The organism is Flagellimonas sediminis, assembly GCF_010500845.1.
Lineage (GTDB): Bacteria > Bacteroidota > Bacteroidia > Flavobacteriales > Flavobacteriaceae > Flagellimonas > Flagellimonas sediminis.
On the sequence record NZ_JAAAMI010000004.1, the window covers coordinates 315,459 to 336,034 of the forward strand.

A 20,576-nucleotide genomic window follows, 5' to 3' on the forward strand; every position below is an offset into this window, starting at 1 on the left:
ATACATATATATCTGTTTTGGAAAAAGAATTGATTTAAGAATCGCCCAAAAATGAGCTATTGAATGCCAAAGGCAAAATATCTGCCATGGCATTGCATTTAAAAATGGGTCCTTTTTCTGCTTTGAGCAAAATGGAAATGGGCGATTGCTGCTTGTGTTCATACTCCATGATAGCCTGCCTGCAATTGCCACAAGGAGCTGCGGGAACATCTGTTACATGTTCCTCCGAAGCTGCGCTGATCGCTACCGAGACAATGGCAATACCCGGAAACCGGGCCCCTGCTTGGAATACGGCCACACGTTCGGCACAAAGACCCGATGGATAGGAAGCATTCTCTTGATTGTTGCCTATAACCATCTCACCATTTTCCAGCAAAGCGGCTGCTCCCACCTTGAAACGGGAATAGGGCGCATAGGCATTTTTACGGGCCGCTTCGGCCGCACTTAACAATTTCCTGTCATTTTGTGACAACTCCCCTTCGTCCTCAAAAATGAGAAGATCAAACACGATCCGCTTTTTTTCCATTCGATATATGGTATTACCCAAAAATAAGAAAACCTGCCCATGGGGACAGGTCTTCGTCTATTATTTATTGGATGATCAATCGTTCAAAAATTCCTCCCCAAAATTAAAGGTCAGCGAAAAACGCAAAGTGTTTTCCAAAGGATTCTTGACCTGTGAGGTGGAGAAAAGATAGGATAAATCTATCTGTGCCGACTTATATTTGAATCCCGCACCAAGTGTAAAGTATTTACGGGCACCTTTAACGGCACTTTCATTAAAGTAACCTCCGCGCAACATGAATGCTTCCCTAAAACGGTATTCCGTTCCTAGGGCCCAAGTGACCTCTTTCAATTCTTCACTGAAACCGTCAGGAGCATCCCCAAAGGATTCAAAGATTCCACTGAAGAAACTGATGTTCTGATATTCGTCATTGTCCTCCGTGGTTATTTCACCGTCCCCGTTGAAATCCCTAGGAGTGGGGACCAACAATTTGTTGAACTCGGTATTTATGGCCAACACATTGTCTTGGTCAAAAATGAAATCAAATCCGGTACCCACTTTTAAATTGGTAGGCAAAAAGTTTTTCTGTCCACCTTCATCATATTGCAACGAGCCACCAATATTGGAGATGTTGAATCCCAATCTCCAACGTCCATCAAAATTGCTGTATGCAATTTCGGGTGATCGGTAAAATCCGGCCACATCCACCGCAAAGGCATTGGCTGCCTGCGAATCTTGCGTGCCATCTTGAAATCTAAGATTAGAACTGATAAATCTACCCGCCACCGCCATGGAAAAGCTCTGGCTCAATTTTAGGGAATAGGAACCATCCAATGCAAATTCATTGGGTTTTACCAAAGTTGCCTCCTGATCAATCGTTTGCCTCAACTCTATTTCTCCAAGGCCGAAGTAACGAAGGCCAAAGGCAAAGGCACCCCGATTGTTGTTGAGTTTATTATAAAAAGTAGCGTTCAACAAGGACACATCGTTCACTATGGTTTCCAGATATGGCGTATAGCTAACCCCAATGCCCATTTTTTGGGTGGCAAAAGCATACTTTGCGGGGTTCCATTGCTGGGAATAGGCATCAAAGGAAGTAGCAACACCCATGTCTCCCATACCTGACGACCTAGCATCGGCTGCAATGGTCAAAAAAGGTACGGCTGTGGTGATCGCTCTTTCTTGCTGTGCACTTATCCTTGGGGCCACGATAAGAAACACTACCAAAATGAGTAACTTTTTCATTCGAAGTTTTTAGCGTTTAGTAAAGTTCACGGTCCAAAATAAATTTGGATGTATTACCTGTTAACGGTCAAATGCACAAATTCTTGTGATGGATGGAATATTTTTGAGCTTTTTTTGATATAAACATACCTATATATAGCAAAAGCCCACTTCACCAAAGCATAGTACCGTTAAAAAGTAAGACCCTCATACTAATTCTCCATCATCTCCGTTACAAAAGAGTAGCCAATACCAAAAGGGGAAATGGCCAGAATTATTTGATGAGCACAAAATATAATGGCAAAAATGTCGTTTTAAAGCCATTGAAGGATTAAAAAAATCTAAACAAGTTGAAGTTACCAAGGGTATAAACCCTAAGTATTAAAGTACTCAAGCCCAAATTATGAAAAAACACTTTATCAAAGTTGTCCTTTCTTGCGCTATTGTGATGGGAAGTTTTTCAAGTTGTAAAAACTCTTCATCTTCCAAGGACGTCTCCAGAGCCACAGGTTGGAAAATCAACGCCAAAGAAGGAGGGTTCCAATACAATTCCGACTTCAAGGAGCAGGAAACTCCTCCTGGAACTGTATTTGTTGAAGGTGGAACCTTTACCAAAGGTAAGGTCCAAGATGACATTATGCACGATTGGAACAACACACCTACGCAACAACACGTGCAGTCTTTCTACATGGATGAAACCGAGGTAACCAATGTGATGTACTTGGAATACCTGGATTATCTAAAGGAAGTGTATCCACCGGAAAACCCAAATTACACCAACATCTATACCGGTGCCCTACCTGATACCTTGGTATGGAGAAACCGATTGGGCTTCAACGAAACCATGACCAACAACTACCTAAGACACCCAGCCTATGCAGAATATCCTGTTGTAGGTGTGAACTGGGTACAGGCCACCCAATACGCCGAGTGGAGAACGGACAGGGTAAACGAGGCCATGTTGGAAAGAGAAGGTTATTTGGCCGATGATACCAAATATAAAGTATTGAACGGGGAATTAGACGGTACCTTTAGTACCGAGGCCTACTTGAACAACCCAAACTCGGTTTATGGTGGCGAAATCGACTCGTTGCAAGGAAAACAAAAACGTGACTCCGTAAACGTATTTGCCAAAAGAAGTAGCGGTGTGATCATGCCGGAATATAGACTTCCCACCGAAACAGAGTGGGAATACGCTGCCCAAGCTTTGGTAGGATCAAGGGAGTACAACAACTACAGGGGTAGAAAAAAATACCCATGGGAAGGCGACTACACCCGTAACGGACAACGTGTGGGACGCGGTGATCAGTTGGCCAACTTTAAACAAGGTAAAGGTGACTACGGTGGTATTGCTGAATGGTCTGACGATGGAGCAGATATTACCGCCCAGGTAAAATCCTATAAACCCAATGATTTTGGTCTATATGACATGGCCGGAAACGTAAGCGAATGGGTTGCCGACGTATATCGCCCCATTGTTGATGACGAAATCAGTGACTTTAACTATTACCGCGGAAACGTATTCATGAAAAAGGCCATTGGTGAAGATGGTAAGGTTGAGATATTGACTGATCAGATTGTTTATGACACACTACCCAACGGTAAGATTGTGGCCATGAATCTACCTGGGGAAATCAAAGAGGTGCCCGTCGGTGAGGAAGAAACCTATCTAAGGACTAACTTTGACCAAAGTGATAACCGTGGTTATAGGGACGGTGACCCAGGTTCCTCAAGATTCTTTGACCGTTTCAGTGACGAAGAGGACAATAGAAAAATGTATGATTCACCTCAGTTCAAAGCAGAACGTGACTCAACAGGAAAACTGGTTCGCAAATACGACACCTCCAACTTCAGGACCTCATTGATCAATGACGAAGTCAGGGTGTATAAAGGCGGTTCTTGGAGAGATAGGGCCTACTGGTTAGATCCTGCACAAAGAAGGTATTTGCCACAATATATGGCCACGGACGATATCGGATTCAGATGTGCCATGTCCAGAGTGGGTTCCAAATCCAAGATCAAGAACAAAACGGTTAGGCATAAAAAAGCCAAATAAAAACATCGAGCATATTTTTAAAAGCTCCGGCCAAAGGTCGGGGCTTTTTTTTATCTTCGATTTATGACATTGGAAAAGCTTCATGCCCTATTTTTAGAGCATCCCATCATTTGTACCGACACGCGAAAAATTGAGGAAAACTGTATGTTCTTTGCCCTCAAGGGACCCAACTTCAATGGCAACGCTTTTGCAAAGGATGCGCTGCAAAAAGGAGCTTCCTATGCTATCGTCGATGAGGAAGAACACCGGGCTTCGGATAGAACGATTTTAGTGAACGACGTCTTGGAAACCCTCCAGCAGTTATCCACTTTTCACAGAAACCACAACAAGGCCAAGATTATTTCCTTGACCGGCAGCAACGGCAAGACCACCACAAAGGAGCTGATCAATGCGGTGATTTCAAAAAAATACAGGACCATTGCCACACAAGGGAACCTCAACAACCATATCGGGGTGCCCCTGACGCTTCTATCCATCAAGGAAGACATAGAAATGGCCATTGTAGAAATGGGAGCCAACCACAAGCGCGAGATTGCCCATTTGTGCCAAATAGCGCAACCCGACTTTGGGTATATTACCAATTTTGGCAAGGCCCATTTGGAAGGATTTGGAGGAGTGGAAGGTGTAATCCAAGGAAAAAGTGAGCTTTATGACTACCTGACATCCCATGGTAAGTACGTATTCATGAATGCCGATGATCCCATCCAACAGGATAAGCTGGCCACTTATTCCAAAAAAATGGGATTTAGCGCCATAGACCGAACCTATTACAATATTGAATTTGTGGAGGCCAACCCCTATGTTGTTTTGGAAGTTGAAGGCATCAGAATTAAATCCCAACTGATCGGGAAGTACAATTTCACCAACTGTTGTGCCGCCATTCTCATGGGAAAATATTTCAATGTGCCTTTGGAAGACATCAAGGCCGCGATCGAATCCTATCAACCCAAGAACAACCGTTCACAGATCATGGATAAAAATGGTCATAAGATCATCTTGGATGCCTATAATGCCAATCCTACCAGTATGAGGGCCGCTTTGGAGAACTTTCATGCCATGGATGCCCCAGATAAAACAGTGATCATTGGCGACATGTTCGAATTGGGACCAACCGCCGCGGAAGAGCATCAGGGTATTGCAGACCTAACCGAACAATTGAATTTTGAACAGGTGTATTTGGTTGGAGAAAACTTTTTTGGTGTCGATACTCCCTTCCAAAAGTTTAAAAGCTTTGCCGACTTCAAGGAGTTTTTGACCCATCAACCTTTAAAAAAAGGAACACTTTTGATCAAGGGATCTCGTGGAATGGCTCTGGAGCGAATCTTGGAAAACTTGTAAGGAAGTGAAAAAGAGTGGGATATACTGGATTCGAACCAGTGACCTCTGCCCTGTCAAGGCAGCGCTCTAAACCAACTGAGCTAATATCCCATTAAAAAGCGGTGCAATATCGGAAATTATTACCAATCCCCATACTCCGCCGAATTTTTTGATGTTTCGTGCAGGGTAATATGCAGCAATTGGCCTTCGGCCAGTTTGGGTTTCAAAATATCGTAAATGACCTTTACAAAGTACTCTGTGGTAGGTAACAGGTCCTTGAACTCAGGGCAATCCTCGTTCAGGTTTTTATGATCGAAACGTTCCTCGATCTCGTCCCGGATCAAAATGCTCAGTTCGGCCAGATCCATCACAAAACCTGTATTGGGATCCACCTCGCCCCTGATCCGAACCTCCAGATCAAAATTGTGGCCATGAAAACTTGGACTGTTGCACTTACCAAAAACCTCCAAGTTCTTCTCCTTGCTCCAATGGGGATTATGGAGCCTATGTGCGGCATTAAAATGTGCTTTTCTACAAATGGTGGCAATCATATTACAAAAAGAATTCTCTGTTGTTTTTGGCACCACAAAATTATTGATTCCATCTGAAATGGCCTTTGAAATCACCAAAGAATATCATCAGATAAAAAAAGCCTCCAGTTTCCCGGAGGCCTGCGTCAAGCTTAGTCAATCAAAACCAACTTGAACACCCATCTTAACAACTTAAATACATATAAATCAAAAAACAATCGTCTAAGGGCACAAAACATGGAGAGCCTTTTCCTCTACATTGACAAAGATTTCCCTGTCCATAAGATTGTGCAGCTCTCCATCCGCTTGCATCAAATGTTCCGTTTGCTTGTCCTCAAAGGCCAATTTTAAATGTTTGACCTTGTAGTATTGTATTTTTTTCAAATATTGATCCAACCGCAATAGAATGAACAAACCCATGAAGAGCATCTGAAACTTGCTCAAATCATCGATGATGACCACATCCAACAATCCATCTTGGAGGGAAGCCATCCGGGTAAGCGAAATATCATAGCCCATAACTTTTGAATTGGAAATGAAAAACATAAAGGGTCTGGTCTTGAAACTCTTCCCGTTCATTTCCACATTAATCTTTTCGTTATACTTAAAATCCCTGATGGATTTTATCACCGCTTTGAGGTATGCCCAAAACCTTCGGTGCTGCGAAGCGTTGTAGTTGGAAATCACGGTGGCGTCAAACCCGATACCCATGTTGCTGAAAAACGGCTTTCCGTTTACCATGGCCACATCAATTCTATTGGTTTTTCCACTTTTGATGATTTCCACCGCCCTTTTAATGTTTCGGGAGATGTCCAGACTTTCGGCCAGACCATTACCTGAACCCATAGGGATGATTCCCAACAATACTTTGGTATGCACTAGACAGGAGGCCACCTCATTGATGGTGCCATCGCCTCCACAGGCCACAATGATTCCTGCTCCTTCCGCCAAAGATTCCTTGGCCAGTAAAGTCGCATGCCCGGGATAGTTAGACGTTTTTATGGTCAGCTCATATTGCTCGGGTTCAAAATACCCGGATAAAGAGGCCTCATTAAAAGTACCATCTCCCCTTCCTGCAATCGGGTTTACTATGAAATGGACCTTGTTCATGGATTTGCATTTAAATCGAGCCCCCCATGGTTGTAGAGATAATCGGCCAATTGATAATACGATATGGTCTCCGTCAAGAAAGCGTCATCCATAGGCTCGCTGGAAAGGCTGTTATCTTCTTTGTTCCAAGTATATTGATTGGCCACTTTGCCATCGCCCAACACCATCAATTCATCGGATTTCAATAGCCCCAATTTTCTATAATTGCCTACAAAAGCCCTTTGCTCCTCGGGTTTCATGCCGAAAACATCTCTACCAAAAAAATTGTTATCGTAGCTCCAACCCAACATGGAAAATAGGGTCGGCATCACATCGATCTGGGAGCATTGTTGGGTAATCTGATACCCTTTACCTCCCTCCAAATTCACCAAAATGGCCGGAATGTGATAATTGTCCACATCCAGTTCCCATCTGCCCGCACTGCTGGCACAATGATCGGCCATGATCACAAAAACGGTATTGTTGTACCAGGGTCTGGATTTTGCCTGCTTCAAGAATTGACCTATGGCAAAGTCGGTGTATTTGACCGCTCCGCTCCGTCCCGTTCCCGAAGGAATGTCAATTTTCCCTTCAGGATAGGTGTAGGGTTTATGGTTGGAAGTGGTCATGATAAAATCGAAGAAGGGTTTTCCCTGTTCCGATGCAGCATCTGCTTCTTTCATCACTTTATTGAAAATATCCTCATCGCAAACTCCCCAGGCATTTTCAAAAGTGACCTCATCGTTTTCAATATTCTTGCGGGATGTGACAATGTCACCTGATGGCAAGAATCCCCGACCACGATCTACAATATCGAAGCCATTTCCACTGAAGAACTTGTCCATATTGTCAAAATACCCGTCCCCTCCATAAAAAAAGGTTCGTGAGTATCCCTTGTTCTTGAAGACTTCACCTATGGTGAACAGGTTTTGGTTGTGTTTGCGCTTTACGATACTCCTTCCCGGGGTTGGTGGAATGCTCAAGGTAATGGCTTCCATACCCCTTACCGTTCGGGTTCCTGTTGCATATAGATTGGTAAAATAGGTCTCCGCCTGTGCAATGGAATCCAGGTTTGGGGTAATATGCTTTTCATTGCCAAAAATGCCCAGATAACCGGCACTCAAGCTTTCCACGCAGATCAGTATCACATTGGGGCGTTTTTCCACGCCACCCTTGATCATCCTAAGAATGTTTTTTTGCGGGTTTAAAAGACTGTCCAATGGACCACTTACCTGATGTTGGACATTTGCCAACGCCTGCTTTTCGGGAATGGTCTTATAAAAATCGGTATAGCTGAGTTCATTGTTCCTGAAAGCTGCAAAAAAGGAATAGATCCCTGCTTTTGACAATTCATTGTTGTATCTATTGCCTGATGTTTCCGCCAAATCGTTCTCAATGGATGCTCCATAGAACAACATGATGGCCACTGCAACAAAAAAGGGAACCAACTTCTGCTTAAATCCTTCGCTGGCACCAAACGTTGCCTGAAACCATCCCTTGCGTTTAAAAATCCAAACCGTGAACACTACCAAAAGGAGCATTCCTCCAATCAATAGTGGCAGTGGGTAGGACTCATTGATGTTCTTGAAAACTTCATAGGTGTAGATGAGATAATCCACCGCAATAAAATTGAACCGTCTTTGAAACTCATCCCAAAAGGTGACCTCAGCAAAAAAGGAAAAGTAAATCACCAGCAAGGCCAATGAAAACCCGAAGTAAACCAATATACGATCAACCAAAGTCCCATAAAACCGTTTGGGCACCAACAAAAAATAAACCGTGGCGACCACATAAAAGAAGGACACCGTGCCCAAATCAAAGAACAGTCCCACAAAAAATACTTTCAACAACCCCATGAAGGAGTGGTCCACTTGTGAGAAATCCATCATCAGAAATGCCAAGCGCATCAAAAAGGACAATACCATAAATAGTACCGCAAAGGCATTCACCAAGGTGTAGCGTGAAGGAAATAGTTTTAAACTCGTTTTCATGTATGCAATCAATATGTGCAGGAGCCTTGGGGGTTCAAAGACCTATATTTTAATCCATTTCAAATTTGAATCCAACACCGAAATAATTGGCCTTTAGGCCAGTACTCCGCTGGTAGTTGTTATACTTTAAATCAATACTCTTTAACCCGAACCGCCACGTTTTGAACTTGGTGAAAATGTCCGTGTACGAAATACCGAACCCATATTGGTGCGCATCATATTTGGACAGGTCAAAGTCCGAGGTATAATATTTCTCCGTGGACAAATGGGTATCGAACGGTGCGAAATAATCTATCTGGTTCTGCGTGTAATAGCGATAGGACGGATATAAGGTGAAATTTTGCGAAATCTTGATGGGCAGCTCCACACTGGCCGTATGTGCCTGTAATCCCCAGTCATCAAAATAGTAACGGTAATAGGTACGGACAGTCAGAATTTCATTGAAATAATGGTTCAAACGAATGCCGATTGGAAACTTAAGCCTAGTATCCGGTAACCGTTCCATATCATCGGCCAACATAAAGACCTCCGTGTTTTGGGAAGTTGTGTAATATGGGATACTGGTGGGATTCCCGATAAAATAATTGGCCACATCCGCAAAATAAACCCGTTGCATGGGGTTGGAAAGCCATCCTTGTTGACGGACCACATCTGCAAAAATGGACATTTGCGTATTCTTGCCCAATATTTGGGAAAAGGACACCGAAAAGGCATAACTGTTCCGTTTTTTGTCCGAGATCAAACTGAATCCATTGATGGGATTCCATGTGTTGGAACCACTTTTGTTGGTCACATTTCCATTTTGGTCCAAAATATCAACTCCCGTAAAGAAGCCAGCATTCAAGTTGCCGTTAACCTCCAGATAAGAATCCAGCTCAGTGGGGTATCTGGGCAACCAGCTATCCAAGAATACACTGCCCTTTAAACTTAGCTCCGTGTTCTTTTCATTGAAAAGCCGTGTATACCCTCCGCCAAAACCAAAGGAGATATAATCGAACTCTGCAGCAAAGGAAATGTTTCCGCTCACGATTTGGTCACGGTCATCGGAACTATGGGAATACCCAACAGAAACACTGCTCCAAGTATCCTGACGGGATGCGCCCGAAGATGCCACCCATGGACTTCCTATGGCACCGGTATATCCTCCTGGGTTATCATCGTCCTCCCCATCGTCGTCACCGCCACCAATACCTCCCCCTCCAGTAGATGCACCACTCACACCTCCATTTGTTTTAGTAAGGTCAAACGGGTTCAAGTTGCTGGATGATGCTGAAGTATAGGTGGAAATGCCCACATCAACACTCAAAACATCATCGGCATTTAAGGGAATGCTTACCACAATGGAAGGGGCAATATCCGTTAGTTCCTCTGTACCGATACCACCTGTTACCGATGCATTGTTACCCGTTTGCTCATAATAACTGGAAAGGATGTCCACCTCTGTGGTTTCCAACACTCTTTTTTTATAGGAGCTGGCATTTTCCTGCTGGGCCAAACCAAAAAATGGGCAGAGCAGGAACAGCCACCTCAACCTGAATATGTTCATCTTAATTGCAACCACAACCCCCTCCTGTTTTTCCTCCATTTCCACCTGAGGCACCTTCGCGGTACACTTGATAATTGGTTTCGAACTTTACGAATTTCTTATCGGCCAGTACCATATCGGGGTCATTGATGTCCACCTTTTCATATTCGTGCAATACCACGCAGGATGACAAACTGGTCAAGGCACACAGGGCAATCAATATCTTCTTCATAAACAATTATTTGCTTTGATTTTCAATTCCTTTCAGGGTAATGTTCTCGGAGGTGATGATCTTATTATCATCATCCACAATGATGCATTCCACTCCCTTCAATTGGTTCACGAAATCCACCCCGGTTTCCACTCCCATCACAAAAATTGAAGTGGCCAAGGCATCGGCGAGCTCTGCATTTTTGGTAAAAATGGTGGCACTGCGTACCCCTTTGCTGGGATATCCGGTTCTTGGGTCGATGATGTGGGTATAGCGTTCCCCGTTCAGGATGATGAATTTTTCATAATTCCCAGAGGTTACCACAGCTTGGTCCCGCACCGGCAACCATGAAAAGACTTTTTCTTTGTTCAACGGGTTCACGATAGCAACCATCCAATCCTTACCATCGGGCTGGGTGCCCCAAGCATTCAGGTCACCCGACGCGTTGATGATTCCCGAGAACACACCATTTTTCAACAACAACGCTTTGGCCATATCCGCTGCATATCCCTTTCCAATGGCCCCAAAACCGATCTTCATTCCTTCCTTCTTCAAAAAAACAGTGCTGTTCTCGGGATCCATTTCAATATTTTGATAGCCTACTTTGGCAACGGACTGTTTTATGGCTTCTTCGGATGGCATTTCCATCACGGAACCGTCAAATTTCCAGATACGGTCCATGGAGGCGTAACTGATGTCAAAAGCCCCTTGGGTCAGTTTTGATATTTTTATGGCCCTTTCGATCAGATTAAAAAGTTCACGATCCACCTTCACCGGGGCCACACCAGCATTTTTATTGATCATGGAAGTTTGGGAATTCGGGTCCCAAGAAGAAATCAAGCGCTCTATTCTGGTAATCTCCGCAATGGCCATATCCAAATACTCCTCCCCCTTTGCTTGATTTTCGGCCACAACAGTTAGGTCAAATCGGCTACCCATCAATTTCAAAGTGCGTTGGAAAACCTGAAGTTTCGAGATAGTATCTGATTGTGATTCTTCGACAACACCAGGATAAGCCACAACAACCAACAGGAACAGGACTGCACAGGAAAGTATGTTTTTCATCTTCAACATAATTCTCCCTTAAAAAGATTTCAACTTGTCGAAATAGGCCTTTGGCGTAGACTTTTCGTACCCTGTCTGCCCCAGCACTTTTCCGTTGGCATCGAGTACCACTACGTAGGGAAAATATCCGTTCGGGTTGTATTTGGAGGCCAACGTTTTGTTGTGCTCCTCCTGGGTAGCAGGTAATTTGTTCTGTTTCTTTCTTGGAAAATCGGCCTTCAACATTACAAAATGGTCTTTGGCCAATTTTTGGAATTCTTCGGTACTCCAGATCTCACGTTCCAATTTGATACAGGGAGCGCACCAATCGGACCCTTGAAACACCAAAATGATATTCTCGTTATTCTTTTTGGCCAGTTCCTGAGCCTTCCCCAAGTTGGTTTGCCACTCTTGGGCCGATAGGTTTTGTATCATTAGAAAACAGCCTAAGAACAAGACTGTCAACCATTTTTTATAGTATATCATCCAGATATAAATTTCTTTTTCTATCATTAAGACAGGTAAATGGCAATGCACCCTACTTTTTTCTAATTATTTTTGTGACCAACGCAAAAAATTTTTGCCCAAGCCCAGCATGACAGAGCAAGAGCCTTCCATTTGTGAGCAAAAAGTATACGAGAAGATTTTCCGGACCCATTATGAGACCGTGACGCGATACATCTATTATAAATGTGGGGACTTACAACAAGCTGAGGATATTGTCCAGAATGTTTTTGTAAAGCTTTGGAAGCTGTGCTCCTCGGTTTCCTTTTCCAAAGTGAAGGCATACTTGTACCGCGCCGCCAATAATGCATTCATCAATGAAAAGGAACACGAGAAAATTGTGTTGAAGCACTTAAAACAATCCACCATCTCCATTGATCATGAAAGTCCGGATTATTTGATGGAGGTGGAACAGTTTCATGAAAAACTGAAAAACGCCATTGCATCCCTCCCCCAAAAAGAAAGGGAAGTATACCTTTTAAGCCGTGTTGAGAAAAAAACATATGCCGAAATCGCAGAGATTACGGAAATCGGAATAAAGGCGGTGGAACGTAGAATGAGTAGGGCACTTTTGGGCCTAAGGGATGTTTTGGGAAAAGAATTGAAATTTTAATAGGGTAATCAAATCTATAACTGTCCTATAATCAAGAAGGTCTATGCCTATGGAAGAAAAATACGCCAATGAAGATTTTTTGTCCCGATGGTTAGCAGGGGAACTGACCGAGGAAGAACTTGAGGGATTTAGGACATCCGATGTCTATAGGGAACTTATGGCCATTGATGAAGAGGCCAAAAAATTGAGCGGCCCTGAAATTGATGTGGAGAAAGCCTTGGCCTTGGTCACGGACAAAAACCAACAGTCCAAAAAAGAACCAAAAGTGAGACGCTTGTGGCGGATTTCGGCCGCGGCAGCCTCCATAGCCCTATTGTTTGTTGGGTATACCTACTTTTTTGGGAACGTAACCTATTCCACTGGAATCGGGGAAAAAGAATCCGTACTCCTTGCGGATGGCTCGTTGATCGAGCTGAACGCAAACTCAACCCTGAGTTACAAACGTTTTGGATGGGAAGATGATCGTGCCGTTAATTTTGATGGAGAAGCTTTTTTTGATATCCGTTCCGGGAAAGATTTCAAGGTAAGGACCCGACAAGGAACCGTATCCGTATTGGGTACCCGTTTCAACATTAAAAATCGAAAAGATTTAAAAATCCAATGTTACGAGGGAACCGTGGTATTCTCACCATTAAGCTCCCATTTGGAACCTACACAACTTTCCGAAGGAATGGAAATGGATTTTAACAACAGTACAATCCGTACAAACAATTTTACTGAGCAAACTCCTGATTGGAAAAATGGTTTTTCACGTTTTTCCCAGCAGCCTTTTTCAGAAGTATTGGAAGAGTTATCGGTACAATTTCCCGTTACTTTTGAAGCGAATTCCATTCAAACGGACCGACTTTTTACGGGACAATTTACCCACCAAAACCTTGAAAATGCATTAAAAACCACCATGGAACCCATGGGCCTCAAATATCACATTTCTGCAGACAAAAGAATTGTTACCTTGTCTGAGTAAGAAATGAGGAACATTTTTATCGTTTTATGCATTCTTGTTTTAGGCATGACCACTTCCCATGCCCAAGAAAAGCTATTTTATGATTTTGATGCCACACCCTTAAAAGTGGTGATCCAGCAGCTGGAAAAAGACCTCAACCTTCATTTTTCCTATGCCGAAGATGTTGTGGCCAGCAAACAAATCACTCTACAAGTAGATGGATTACTTTTAACCGAACTCCTTTCTGTTCTAGAAGCGCAGACCGCGTTGCATTTTGAAAAACTCGAAGGTCAGGACCAAGTCATCATCGCACCCATTGCCTTTTCTGGCAATATCAGTCTTTTTTTATTGGACCAGGAAACACGAATGCCCTTGGTGGAAAATCAGGTGATGGTAGACTCTATCCTACTCCTTGAAACCAACCAAAAGGGATTTCTTCAATTTGAGGATGATGGTCTTCCAACCCACCATTTGGATGTTTCCGGTTATGGCAGTTTTGATTTTGCATCCTCAAAAAATATCACTTCCATCTATCTTTCCCCACAATACAAACAATTACGGGAAGTGGTTGTTACCTCCTATATCACCACAGGGATAGACCGAAACAGGGATGGATCCATCACCCTGACCCAAAGACCCTTGGGACCCATTCCGGGACAGACCACACCGGATATTTTGCAAAGCATTCAAATGATACCGGGCGTCACCAGTTTGGACGAATCGGCCTCTGGTATTCAAATTCACGGCGGAACTTCAGACCAGAATTTAGTGCTCTTTGACCATATTAGAGTTTTCAACACTGGCTATCTCTTCGGTATGCTCTCCCGGTTCAATCCATATGCCACTGAAAAAGCCGATATTTTTAAAACAGCCACCAGCGCAGTCTATGGTGATAGGGTTTCTGGAGTTATCAATATTTCCACAGATGAAAAGGTGGCTTCCCAGCTTTCTGGGGGTTTTGGTGTAGACGGTTTGAGCTTAGACGGCTTTATCAAACTGCCACTTTCCAAAAAATCCTCTGTGTCCCTTTTCGCACGGAACTCCTATCTAGATGTATTTGAAAGTCCAACTTACGAAGCATACGAAAGGAAAATCTTCAACAATAGTGGAACCATTACCGACAGTAATGGCAACCCGTTGAATGTGAACACTGATGACGACTATACCTATGAAAACAGCCAAAACGAGTTTCGATTCTACGATCTGAATGCCAAATTCGTATACCAACCTTCGGCCAAGGATAAAATTTCCATAAGTGCTCTGATGACCCGCAACCGCACGAATTTTTCCTTCATGAGTGAAGGGGAAACCAAAGTTGATTCTCTCACCACAGGCAATGGTGGAGTGAGCGTAAACTGGATCCATCATACCTCTCCTACACAAACCGAAGAGGTGACCACCTATTTTTCATCCTATGACTCCTATTACTTGAATGAGGAATTTTATAGTTCTACATTGAAAGAGACCAACATTAGGGGAAACAGGATCAGTGATTTTGGATTGGATCTGAAATCGGATCGGATTTTGGGGAATGGAGACCGGTTTACCTTCGGCTACCAACTTTCCAACACCAATCTGGAAGTGGACCTCAGTTCAGTTTCCAGTGGGGAACTTGAGAACAATTTGAGCTTGCCGGTGCATGAAAGCAATTTTAAAAATGTACTTTTTGGAGAGTATTCCTTCATTAAACAGAACACCGGTATTTTGAAAATTGGGTTGCGGACCGTGCATTACGGAAGCTTGGCACGGGTTTATCTGGAACCGCGCCTGAACATGGAACTGGCCTTTTCCAAATCCCTTAGGTTACGGGCCGGATTGGAACGAAGGAACCAACCTATTTCGCAACTTATCGAATTTAACCAAACCGAACTGCGATTGGAGAACAACCTTTGGAGGCTTTCCGATGATGTGAACTTTCCGCTCCTGCAAAGCAAACAGATTTCCACAGGGCTTCTTTTCGATAAAAAGGGTTGGACATTGGATGCAGAAGTTTACTACAAGAGGGTTGCAGGATTAACAACTTACAGCCAAGGATTTACCCTACCCGAACCTAATTTAAGTGAAGGTAAAAGCAGGATCTTGGGGATGGACTTCCTTATTAAAAAACGAATTGACCGATATCGTTTTTGGATCGGGTATTCGTTCAACGACGTTAATTTTACTTTTAATGAGATACAGGAAGGCAGCTTTTCAGGAAACAATGACATCACACATAGTTTTAGGATTTCCAGCAGCCTACAATTGAACAACTTTCAATTTTCATTGGGGTGGCAGTACCGAACGGGTGTACCTGTTACCCTTATCGAAAATTACGATGAAGATACCAGAAGGGTCAATTTTGGACCCTTGAACGCCGGGCGTTTACCGGATTTTCATCGGTTGGATGCATCTGTGGTCCATGAGTTCGACCTGAATCAGAAAAACTCCCGAATGCAGATCGGCCTCTCGGCACTGAACCTCTACAACAGGGTGGTACCCCTGTCCATCATCCATCGTACCTCCCAACAAAATGGCGAACTGCTCTTGGACCAGGTCGTTTACCGACGTTCCTTAGGATTTACGCCCAACATTACCTTTCGGTTGTTTTTTTAAGTTGATTTTCTTCAGTAAAAAATTAGAAAACATTGTTATCTTAAAATTTTGAAATTCGATTTCTAATCTTATTTAGATGAGTGGTAAAACAAAAAGATTTTTAATTGCAATCGGGATTCCAACATTATACGCAGTGGTCCTTCGATTATTTTTCGGAATCGATACTTGGATGGATCTTTTTTCAGTAATGTCAATTACCTTTTTGTTCTTGCTTCCCATAATAGTTGGAACCTTAACGGTTTACTTATCGCCACGTGAAAAAGCAAAAAGAATAGCATATAGGGTTTTCACACCTTGGATTTCCGTTTTGCTGTTTCTAGTAATTACTCTTGCTCTTGCGATTGAAGGCTGGGCTTGCTGGCTTATGATATTGCCTGTCTACCTTTTAGCTTCTTCAATAGGAGGAATAATCGGTGGTTATTTAAAGACTCAAAAAATAAGTGATAGGCTCAACATTTCATTTTTAGTGTTGCTACCCATTCTCATCGGGCCTATTGAAAGTCTCATAGAATCTGTACCAGGAACTTACAAAGCATATACTTACATAGATATTGATGCTCCCACAGAAAGAATTTGGTCAAATGTCACAAGAGTTCATGAAATACCAGTCGAAGACGACAAAGGATATTTGACAAGAATGCTTGGTTTTCCTAGGCCAGTAAAAGCAGAATTAAATTTTGAAGGAGTTGGTGCCTACCGTGAAGCGATTTTCACAAAAGGACTCGTGTTTCATGAAACGGTTACAGAATATATTGACAATCGAAGAATGACATTTGACATTAAGGCATATCCGCACGAAATCCCTTCAACCGCCCTAGACGAACATGTCGTAATAGGCGGGGATTATTTTAATGTTCTGAATGGCACTTATGAACTGGAAAAATTACCTAATGGTCTTCATCGTTTGCATTTGTACAGTAATTTCAGAATGAATACAACTTTCAATTTTTATGCAGGTTGGTGGGGTAAATGGATAATGAAAGATATACAGAACAATATTTTACAGATAGAGAAAAAAAGATCCGAAGCAAATTAATCATAGTTGGCGTTCAACCTTCAATTAAATGCAAGCCAAAATCAAGTATGAATTCACTACCAAAATGTGGCAGCACAATGCCCCGGGAGGTTGGTATTTTGTTTCGTTGCCCAAAACCATTTCCAAAGAAATCAGGGAGCACTTAAAATGGCAGGAAGAAGGCTGGGGCAGAATGAAGGCGGTTGCCAAGATCGGTGTTGTGGAATGGGATACCGCAATCTGGTTCGATACCAAAGTGAATACCTATATTCTTCCCATTAAGGCCGAAATCAGGAAAAAGACCAACCTAAAGGTTGACCATAATTTTCAAATGGAGGTTTGGGTGTAGACCCTTTCATGTCGCGATCAACCTTTCAATATGTCGGATTCACCTCTTATCAACTACTAAAATTCAAATATTTTTGAACTAAACATAAAAAACAGCCATGGCAACAACTAAAACCAACAAGATTATTTTCTGGACCACCACGGTCATCATCTTTTTAATGGAAGGGGTTATGCCCGCCCTTACTTCGCAGACCGAACTGGCCAAAGAAGGAATCAGGCACTTGGGCTACCCTTACTATTTTGGGAATGCTCTCGTGGTATTCAAGGTATTGGGTGCTCTTGCCTTGATCATTCCACAAATCCCAAAACGGATCAAGGAATGGGCCTATGCAGGCTTTGCGTTCGATTTTATTTTTGCAAGCATTAGCCATTTTGCAGTTGATGGAATGGATTTCCAATCCATCTTTCCGTTACTATTTTTGGGCATTTTAATGGCTTCCTACTTCGCCTATCACAAACTCAATCCTGCCAAATAATGTCGTTCCAAGCATATCTAGATAATATTCAAGCAAAAACAGGTAAATCCCCTTCCGACTTTAAAGCCTTGGCAGAAAAGATGGGATTTACCCTAAACGGGAAAATAAAACCTGATGTGAAGGCCACCCAAATAACAGACTGGCTAAAAGCTGAATTTGATTTGGGACATGGACATGCCATGGCCGTCTATGCCCTGCTCAAAGGAAAGAAACCGGATTGAAAAATAACATTGTGCACTGGCTCCAAAAGGTTTAAAGAATTTTCACCCAAAAAATCCTAAATGAGAAAGATCACTGTTTTGGCCATGATTACTTTGGATGGTGTCATGCAAGCTCCCGGAGGACCAGAGGAAGACACTTCGGGCGGGTTTTCATTCGGTGGTTGGACCAAACCTTATGGTGATGAAATCTATGCCAACGTGGTGCAAAAGGAACTACAACCTGCAAATTATATTTTAGGGAGAAAGACCTTTGAGATATGGGAAAATTATTGGCCATACCATAACGACTTTTGGCCAGGAATAAATCTGGGCACTAAATATGTGATATCGAACACCCGAAAAAAAACGGATTGGCAGAACACCCTATTTATTTCCAACGTGGAGGATATCAGAACTTTAAAGAACTCCAACGGCCCCGACCTGCATGTTTGGGGCAGCAGCGAACTTGTACATTTGTTACTCCAGCATGATTTAGTGGACGAGATTAGACTCAAAATACATCCTGTGCTCCTTGGAAAAGGCAAGAAATTGTTCCAAGGGGACATCCTTCCCGCAGCATTTAAATTGGTGGAAAGTACATTGACAACCACAGGTGTGTTTATAGCCCAGTACCAACGTAACAAGTAGGGGATCCGTGCATTTATAAAATTTTGAAGCGGAAGCAACCTCAGATGACCATCAGAATCCTCCTGGGGAAAGACATGGTTTGTAATCTTGGATTCCATAGGCGAAATTAACTACATGAAAGCAGAAAACTAATCCATGAACACAATTGAACCCTTTTTTACTAACTATCAAGAGGCCGTATGGCTAAAAGATTCGGATGCATTGTTGGCCCTATATGCTTCAGATGTTGTCCAATTTGACATGTGGGACAGAGGTTATTATCCGAATCTTAAGGAATGGAAAACTGAGATGGAAAATTGGTTGGGTTCTTTGGGTGATGAAAAGGTAAAGGTTGACTTTGAAAGGATAAAAATCCATCAATCCGAAAATATGGGGTTTGCCAGTGGATTGATAAAATTTCAGGCGATATCTCCCGAAGGAAAAGTACTCAGAAGTATGAAAAACAGGATCTCCATTGCATTCTCTAAAGAAGGAGTCGTTTGGAAAGTGGTCCACCAACATATTTCAGCCCCAATATCTTCAGAAAACCTTAATGCGATTTTTGATTTTTAGCAGAACGTTGATAATCAAAATAAAATATACGGTTAAGTCGATCCTATCGATCTCAATTAACTTCTCTACTCATTTTATTACCTTTAAATCCTAGATGTTATATTGTAATAACACTGATTTTTAGTTTTAGTACATCCATTTTTTAAAACAGCTCCTTGTAACACTTGGCGTTACCCGATTTGGTTACAGATAGCTGACTAGATCAAATATTCATCTTAATTGAATTTTGAAATAAAAAGTTTTCCATAAACCTTATCTTTGGAAAACAGTTTGATCACTAACCATAAAACATCTTGATTCCTTGAGGAGCGAACTATGAAATTTGCGATAGATCATAAAAGTCCTATCCCTTTACATGCTCAGGTTGAACAGTTAATCAGGGAGTTGATAGAGCAGGAAGAATATCAAAAAGGTAAAAGTCTACCTAGTGAAGTTGAGATAAGCAAGAGACTTGCCATATCAAGGTCAACAGTTAGGCAGGCAATCAAAAAATTGGTGTACGAAGGACTGCTGGTGCGAAAGAAAAAAGCTGGAACTAAAGTGGCCCCTAGGCCCGTTAGTTCCAGATCCAATAATTGGCTAAGTTTTTCCCAGGAAATGAAAGTCAGGGGAATTCCTATCAAGAATTTCGAACTTAACCTAAGCTGGGTAAATCCAAATGAGGAGATTCGAAATTTTTTTGAAATTACAAAAGATAAAAAGGTACTAAAAATGGAACGCGTTAGGGGAAAACCTGATGAGCCTTTTGTGTATTTCGTATCTTATTTTCATCCTAGAATAGGATTAAGTGGGGAGGAAGATTTTAGAATGCCCCTTTATGAAATGTTGGAGAGTGAACACTCCGTAATCGCCTCATTATCCAAGGAAGAAATTAGCGCCACAGCCGCAGATGAGCATATTTCCAATAAACTGGGCCTTAAATTGGGCACCCCGGTTTTGTTCAGAAAGCGGTTCGTGTACGATCAGGGAGAAAGACCTATAGAGTTTAACTTGGGTTATTACAAATCCGATAGCTTCATCTATAGCGTAGAGAGCAGTAGGTAAGCCTAAAATGCAATTTTTTCCAAATACTTTGTATTTGGGGATAGGCCACATATAATATGGTTTCGACTGCTTTATTTGATAAAAAATTATTATGTTTATACATTAGAACATTATAAATATTAGATTTGCCAAATCGAAAATAAAATCCA

21 protein-coding genes and 1 tRNA gene are annotated in these 20,576 nt (G+C 42.4%); 12 read left to right on the forward strand and 10 right to left on the reverse strand.

What is annotated here, in order from left to right; translation table 11 throughout:
• Positions 1-34: 34 nt before the first annotated feature.
• Positions 35-526, reverse strand: coding sequence for a cytidine deaminase (gene cdd, locus GTK07_RS10510; RefSeq protein WP_163635198.1), 492 nt, complete (start codon positions 524-526; stop codon positions 35-37).
• Between the two features lie 75 nt (positions 527-601).
• The gene (gene porV / locus GTK07_RS10515; RefSeq protein ID WP_163635199.1) at positions 602-1,750 is read right to left on the reverse strand and encodes a type IX secretion system outer membrane channel protein PorV; all 1,149 of its coding nucleotides are present in this window, start codon (positions 1,748-1,750) and stop codon (positions 602-604) included.
• A gap of 382 nt (positions 1,751-2,132) precedes the next feature.
• Between porV and gldJ the strand changes: the two genes are divergently transcribed.
• Both gldJ and GTK07_RS10525 read left to right on the forward strand, forming a co-directional pair.
• Complete coding sequence (gldJ, locus tag GTK07_RS10520) at positions 2,133-3,785, forward strand: gliding motility lipoprotein GldJ (protein WP_163635200.1); 1,653 nt, start codon at positions 2,133-2,135, stop codon at positions 3,783-3,785.
• A gap of 63 nt (positions 3,786-3,848) precedes the next feature.
• Positions 3,849-5,123, forward strand: coding sequence for a UDP-N-acetylmuramoyl-tripeptide--D-alanyl-D-alanine ligase (locus GTK07_RS10525; protein WP_163635201.1), 1,275 nt, complete (start codon positions 3,849-3,851; stop codon positions 5,121-5,123).
• A 15-nt stretch (positions 5,124-5,138) separates the two neighbouring features.
• On the opposite strand, the gene GTK07_RS10530 is transcribed toward GTK07_RS10525, so the two are convergent.
• From GTK07_RS10530 to GTK07_RS10565, 8 genes are all read right to left on the reverse strand, one after another.
• Positions 5,139-5,213, reverse strand: a tRNA-Val gene (locus tag GTK07_RS10530).
• Between the two features lie 29 nt (positions 5,214-5,242).
• Positions 5,243-5,653, reverse strand: a complete 411-nt coding sequence (locus GTK07_RS10535; RefSeq protein ID WP_163635202.1) for a 6-carboxytetrahydropterin synthase — start codon at positions 5,651-5,653, stop codon at positions 5,243-5,245.
• A gap of 201 nt (positions 5,654-5,854) precedes the next feature.
• A complete protein-coding gene (locus GTK07_RS10540; protein ID WP_163635203.1) occupies positions 5,855-6,742 on the reverse strand; it encodes a diacylglycerol/lipid kinase family protein in 888 nt (295 codons plus the stop codon).
• Positions 6,739-8,712 (reverse strand): LTA synthase family protein, encoded by a 1,974-nt coding sequence (locus GTK07_RS10545; RefSeq protein WP_163635204.1) that lies wholly within the window; start codon positions 8,710-8,712, stop codon positions 6,739-6,741. The genes GTK07_RS10540 and GTK07_RS10545 overlap by 4 nt, the downstream gene beginning before the upstream one ends.
• Before the next feature lie 49 nt (positions 8,713-8,761).
• The gene (locus tag GTK07_RS10550; RefSeq protein WP_235932766.1) at positions 8,762-10,258 is read right to left on the reverse strand and encodes a DUF3570 domain-containing protein; all 1,497 of its coding nucleotides are present in this window, start codon (positions 10,256-10,258) and stop codon (positions 8,762-8,764) included.
• A 1-nt stretch (position 10,259) separates the two neighbouring features.
• A complete protein-coding gene (locus GTK07_RS10555; RefSeq protein WP_119639352.1) occupies positions 10,260-10,469 on the reverse strand; it encodes a DUF4266 domain-containing protein in 210 nt (69 codons plus the stop codon).
• Positions 10,470-10,475: 6 nt separating this feature from the next.
• Positions 10,476-11,513, reverse strand: coding sequence for an FAD:protein FMN transferase (locus GTK07_RS10560; protein WP_163635206.1), 1,038 nt, complete (start codon positions 11,511-11,513; stop codon positions 10,476-10,478).
• Positions 11,514-11,531: 18 nt separating this feature from the next.
• Positions 11,532-11,927 (reverse strand): thioredoxin family protein, encoded by a 396-nt coding sequence (locus tag GTK07_RS10565; protein WP_235932767.1) that lies wholly within the window; start codon positions 11,925-11,927, stop codon positions 11,532-11,534.
• A 160-nt stretch (positions 11,928-12,087) separates the two neighbouring features.
• Here GTK07_RS10565 and GTK07_RS10570 point away from each other — a divergent pair, with 160 nt between their 5' ends.
• From GTK07_RS10570 to GTK07_RS10615, 10 genes are all read left to right on the forward strand, one after another.
• Positions 12,088-12,609: an RNA polymerase sigma factor gene (locus tag GTK07_RS10570; RefSeq protein ID WP_163635207.1), complete on the forward strand. Its 522-nt coding sequence runs from the start codon at positions 12,088-12,090 to the stop codon at positions 12,607-12,609.
• 49 nt (positions 12,610-12,658) lie between these two features.
• Entirely contained in the window at positions 12,659-13,573 is a 915-nt protein-coding gene (locus GTK07_RS10575) for a FecR family protein (protein ID WP_163635208.1), read from the forward strand.
• 3 nt (positions 13,574-13,576) lie between these two features.
• Positions 13,577-16,144 (forward strand): TonB-dependent receptor plug domain-containing protein, encoded by a 2,568-nt coding sequence (locus GTK07_RS10580; RefSeq protein ID WP_163635209.1) that lies wholly within the window; start codon positions 13,577-13,579, stop codon positions 16,142-16,144.
• A gap of 76 nt (positions 16,145-16,220) precedes the next feature.
• Positions 16,221-17,180, forward strand: coding sequence for an SRPBCC family protein (locus GTK07_RS10585; protein ID WP_163635210.1), 960 nt, complete (start codon positions 16,221-16,223; stop codon positions 17,178-17,180).
• Positions 17,181-17,208: 28 nt separating this feature from the next.
• Positions 17,209-17,508: a DUF1905 domain-containing protein gene (locus GTK07_RS10590; RefSeq protein ID WP_163635211.1), complete on the forward strand. Its 300-nt coding sequence runs from the start codon at positions 17,209-17,211 to the stop codon at positions 17,506-17,508.
• Positions 17,509-17,605: 97 nt separating this feature from the next.
• Complete coding sequence (locus GTK07_RS10595) at positions 17,606-17,983, forward strand: DoxX family protein (RefSeq protein WP_163635212.1); 378 nt, start codon at positions 17,606-17,608, stop codon at positions 17,981-17,983.
• Positions 17,983-18,204, forward strand: coding sequence for a DUF4287 domain-containing protein (locus tag GTK07_RS10600; RefSeq protein WP_163635213.1), 222 nt, complete (start codon positions 17,983-17,985; stop codon positions 18,202-18,204). Before GTK07_RS10595 ends, GTK07_RS10600 begins: the two co-directional genes overlap by 1 nt.
• A gap of 60 nt (positions 18,205-18,264) precedes the next feature.
• The gene (locus GTK07_RS10605; RefSeq protein WP_163635214.1) at positions 18,265-18,831 is read left to right on the forward strand and encodes a dihydrofolate reductase family protein; all 567 of its coding nucleotides are present in this window, start codon (positions 18,265-18,267) and stop codon (positions 18,829-18,831) included.
• Between the two features lie 135 nt (positions 18,832-18,966).
• Positions 18,967-19,383 carry a YybH family protein gene (locus tag GTK07_RS10610; protein ID WP_163635215.1) on the forward strand — a complete coding sequence of 139 codons (417 nt, stop codon included), beginning with the start codon at positions 18,967-18,969 and terminating at the stop codon, positions 19,381-19,383.
• A 315-nt stretch (positions 19,384-19,698) separates the two neighbouring features.
• Positions 19,699-20,427 (forward strand): GntR family transcriptional regulator, encoded by a 729-nt coding sequence (locus tag GTK07_RS10615; protein ID WP_163635216.1) that lies wholly within the window; start codon positions 19,699-19,701, stop codon positions 20,425-20,427.
• Positions 20,428-20,576: the final 149 nt, after the last annotated feature.

Bases quoted from the DNA above. Each gene is read 5' to 3' on its own strand.
- cdd (WP_163635198.1), bottom strand. From the start codon at position 526: ATGGAAAAAAAGCGGATCGTGTTTGATCTTCTCATTTTTGAGGACGAA.
- porV (WP_163635199.1), bottom strand. From the start codon at position 1,750: ATGAAAAAGTTACTCATTTTGGTAGTGTTTCTTATCGTGGCCCCAAGG.
- gldJ (WP_163635200.1), top strand. From the start codon at position 2,133: ATGAAAAAACACTTTATCAAAGTTGTCCTTTCTTGCGCTATTGTGATG.
- GTK07_RS10525 (WP_163635201.1), top strand. From the start codon at position 3,849: ATGACATTGGAAAAGCTTCATGCCCTATTTTTAGAGCATCCCATCATT.
- GTK07_RS10535 (WP_163635202.1), bottom strand. From the start codon at position 5,653: ATGATTGCCACCATTTGTAGAAAAGCACATTTTAATGCCGCACATAGG.
- GTK07_RS10540 (WP_163635203.1), bottom strand. From the start codon at position 6,742: ATGAACAAGGTCCATTTCATAGTAAACCCGATTGCAGGAAGGGGAGAT.
- GTK07_RS10545 (WP_163635204.1), bottom strand. From the start codon at position 8,712: ATGAAAACGAGTTTAAAACTATTTCCTTCACGCTACACCTTGGTGAAT.
- GTK07_RS10550 (WP_235932766.1), bottom strand. From the start codon at position 10,258: ATGAACATATTCAGGTTGAGGTGGCTGTTCCTGCTCTGCCCATTTTTT.
- GTK07_RS10555 (WP_119639352.1), bottom strand. From the start codon at position 10,469: ATGAAGAAGATATTGATTGCCCTGTGTGCCTTGACCAGTTTGTCATCC.
- GTK07_RS10560 (WP_163635206.1), bottom strand. From the start codon at position 11,513: ATGAAAAACATACTTTCCTGTGCAGTCCTGTTCCTGTTGGTTGTTGTG.
- GTK07_RS10565 (WP_235932767.1), bottom strand. From the start codon at position 11,927: ATGATACAAAACCTATCGGCCCAAGAGTGGCAAACCAACTTGGGGAAG.
- GTK07_RS10570 (WP_163635207.1), top strand. From the start codon at position 12,088: ATGACAGAGCAAGAGCCTTCCATTTGTGAGCAAAAAGTATACGAGAAG.
- GTK07_RS10575 (WP_163635208.1), top strand. From the start codon at position 12,659: ATGGAAGAAAAATACGCCAATGAAGATTTTTTGTCCCGATGGTTAGCA.
- GTK07_RS10580 (WP_163635209.1), top strand. From the start codon at position 13,577: ATGAGGAACATTTTTATCGTTTTATGCATTCTTGTTTTAGGCATGACC.
- GTK07_RS10585 (WP_163635210.1), top strand. From the start codon at position 16,221: ATGAGTGGTAAAACAAAAAGATTTTTAATTGCAATCGGGATTCCAACA.
- GTK07_RS10590 (WP_163635211.1), top strand. From the start codon at position 17,209: ATGCAAGCCAAAATCAAGTATGAATTCACTACCAAAATGTGGCAGCAC.
- GTK07_RS10595 (WP_163635212.1), top strand. From the start codon at position 17,606: ATGGCAACAACTAAAACCAACAAGATTATTTTCTGGACCACCACGGTC.
- GTK07_RS10600 (WP_163635213.1), top strand. From the start codon at position 17,983: ATGTCGTTCCAAGCATATCTAGATAATATTCAAGCAAAAACAGGTAAA.
- GTK07_RS10605 (WP_163635214.1), top strand. From the start codon at position 18,265: ATGAGAAAGATCACTGTTTTGGCCATGATTACTTTGGATGGTGTCATG.
- GTK07_RS10610 (WP_163635215.1), top strand. From the start codon at position 18,967: ATGAACACAATTGAACCCTTTTTTACTAACTATCAAGAGGCCGTATGG.
- GTK07_RS10615 (WP_163635216.1), top strand. From the start codon at position 19,699: ATGAAATTTGCGATAGATCATAAAAGTCCTATCCCTTTACATGCTCAG.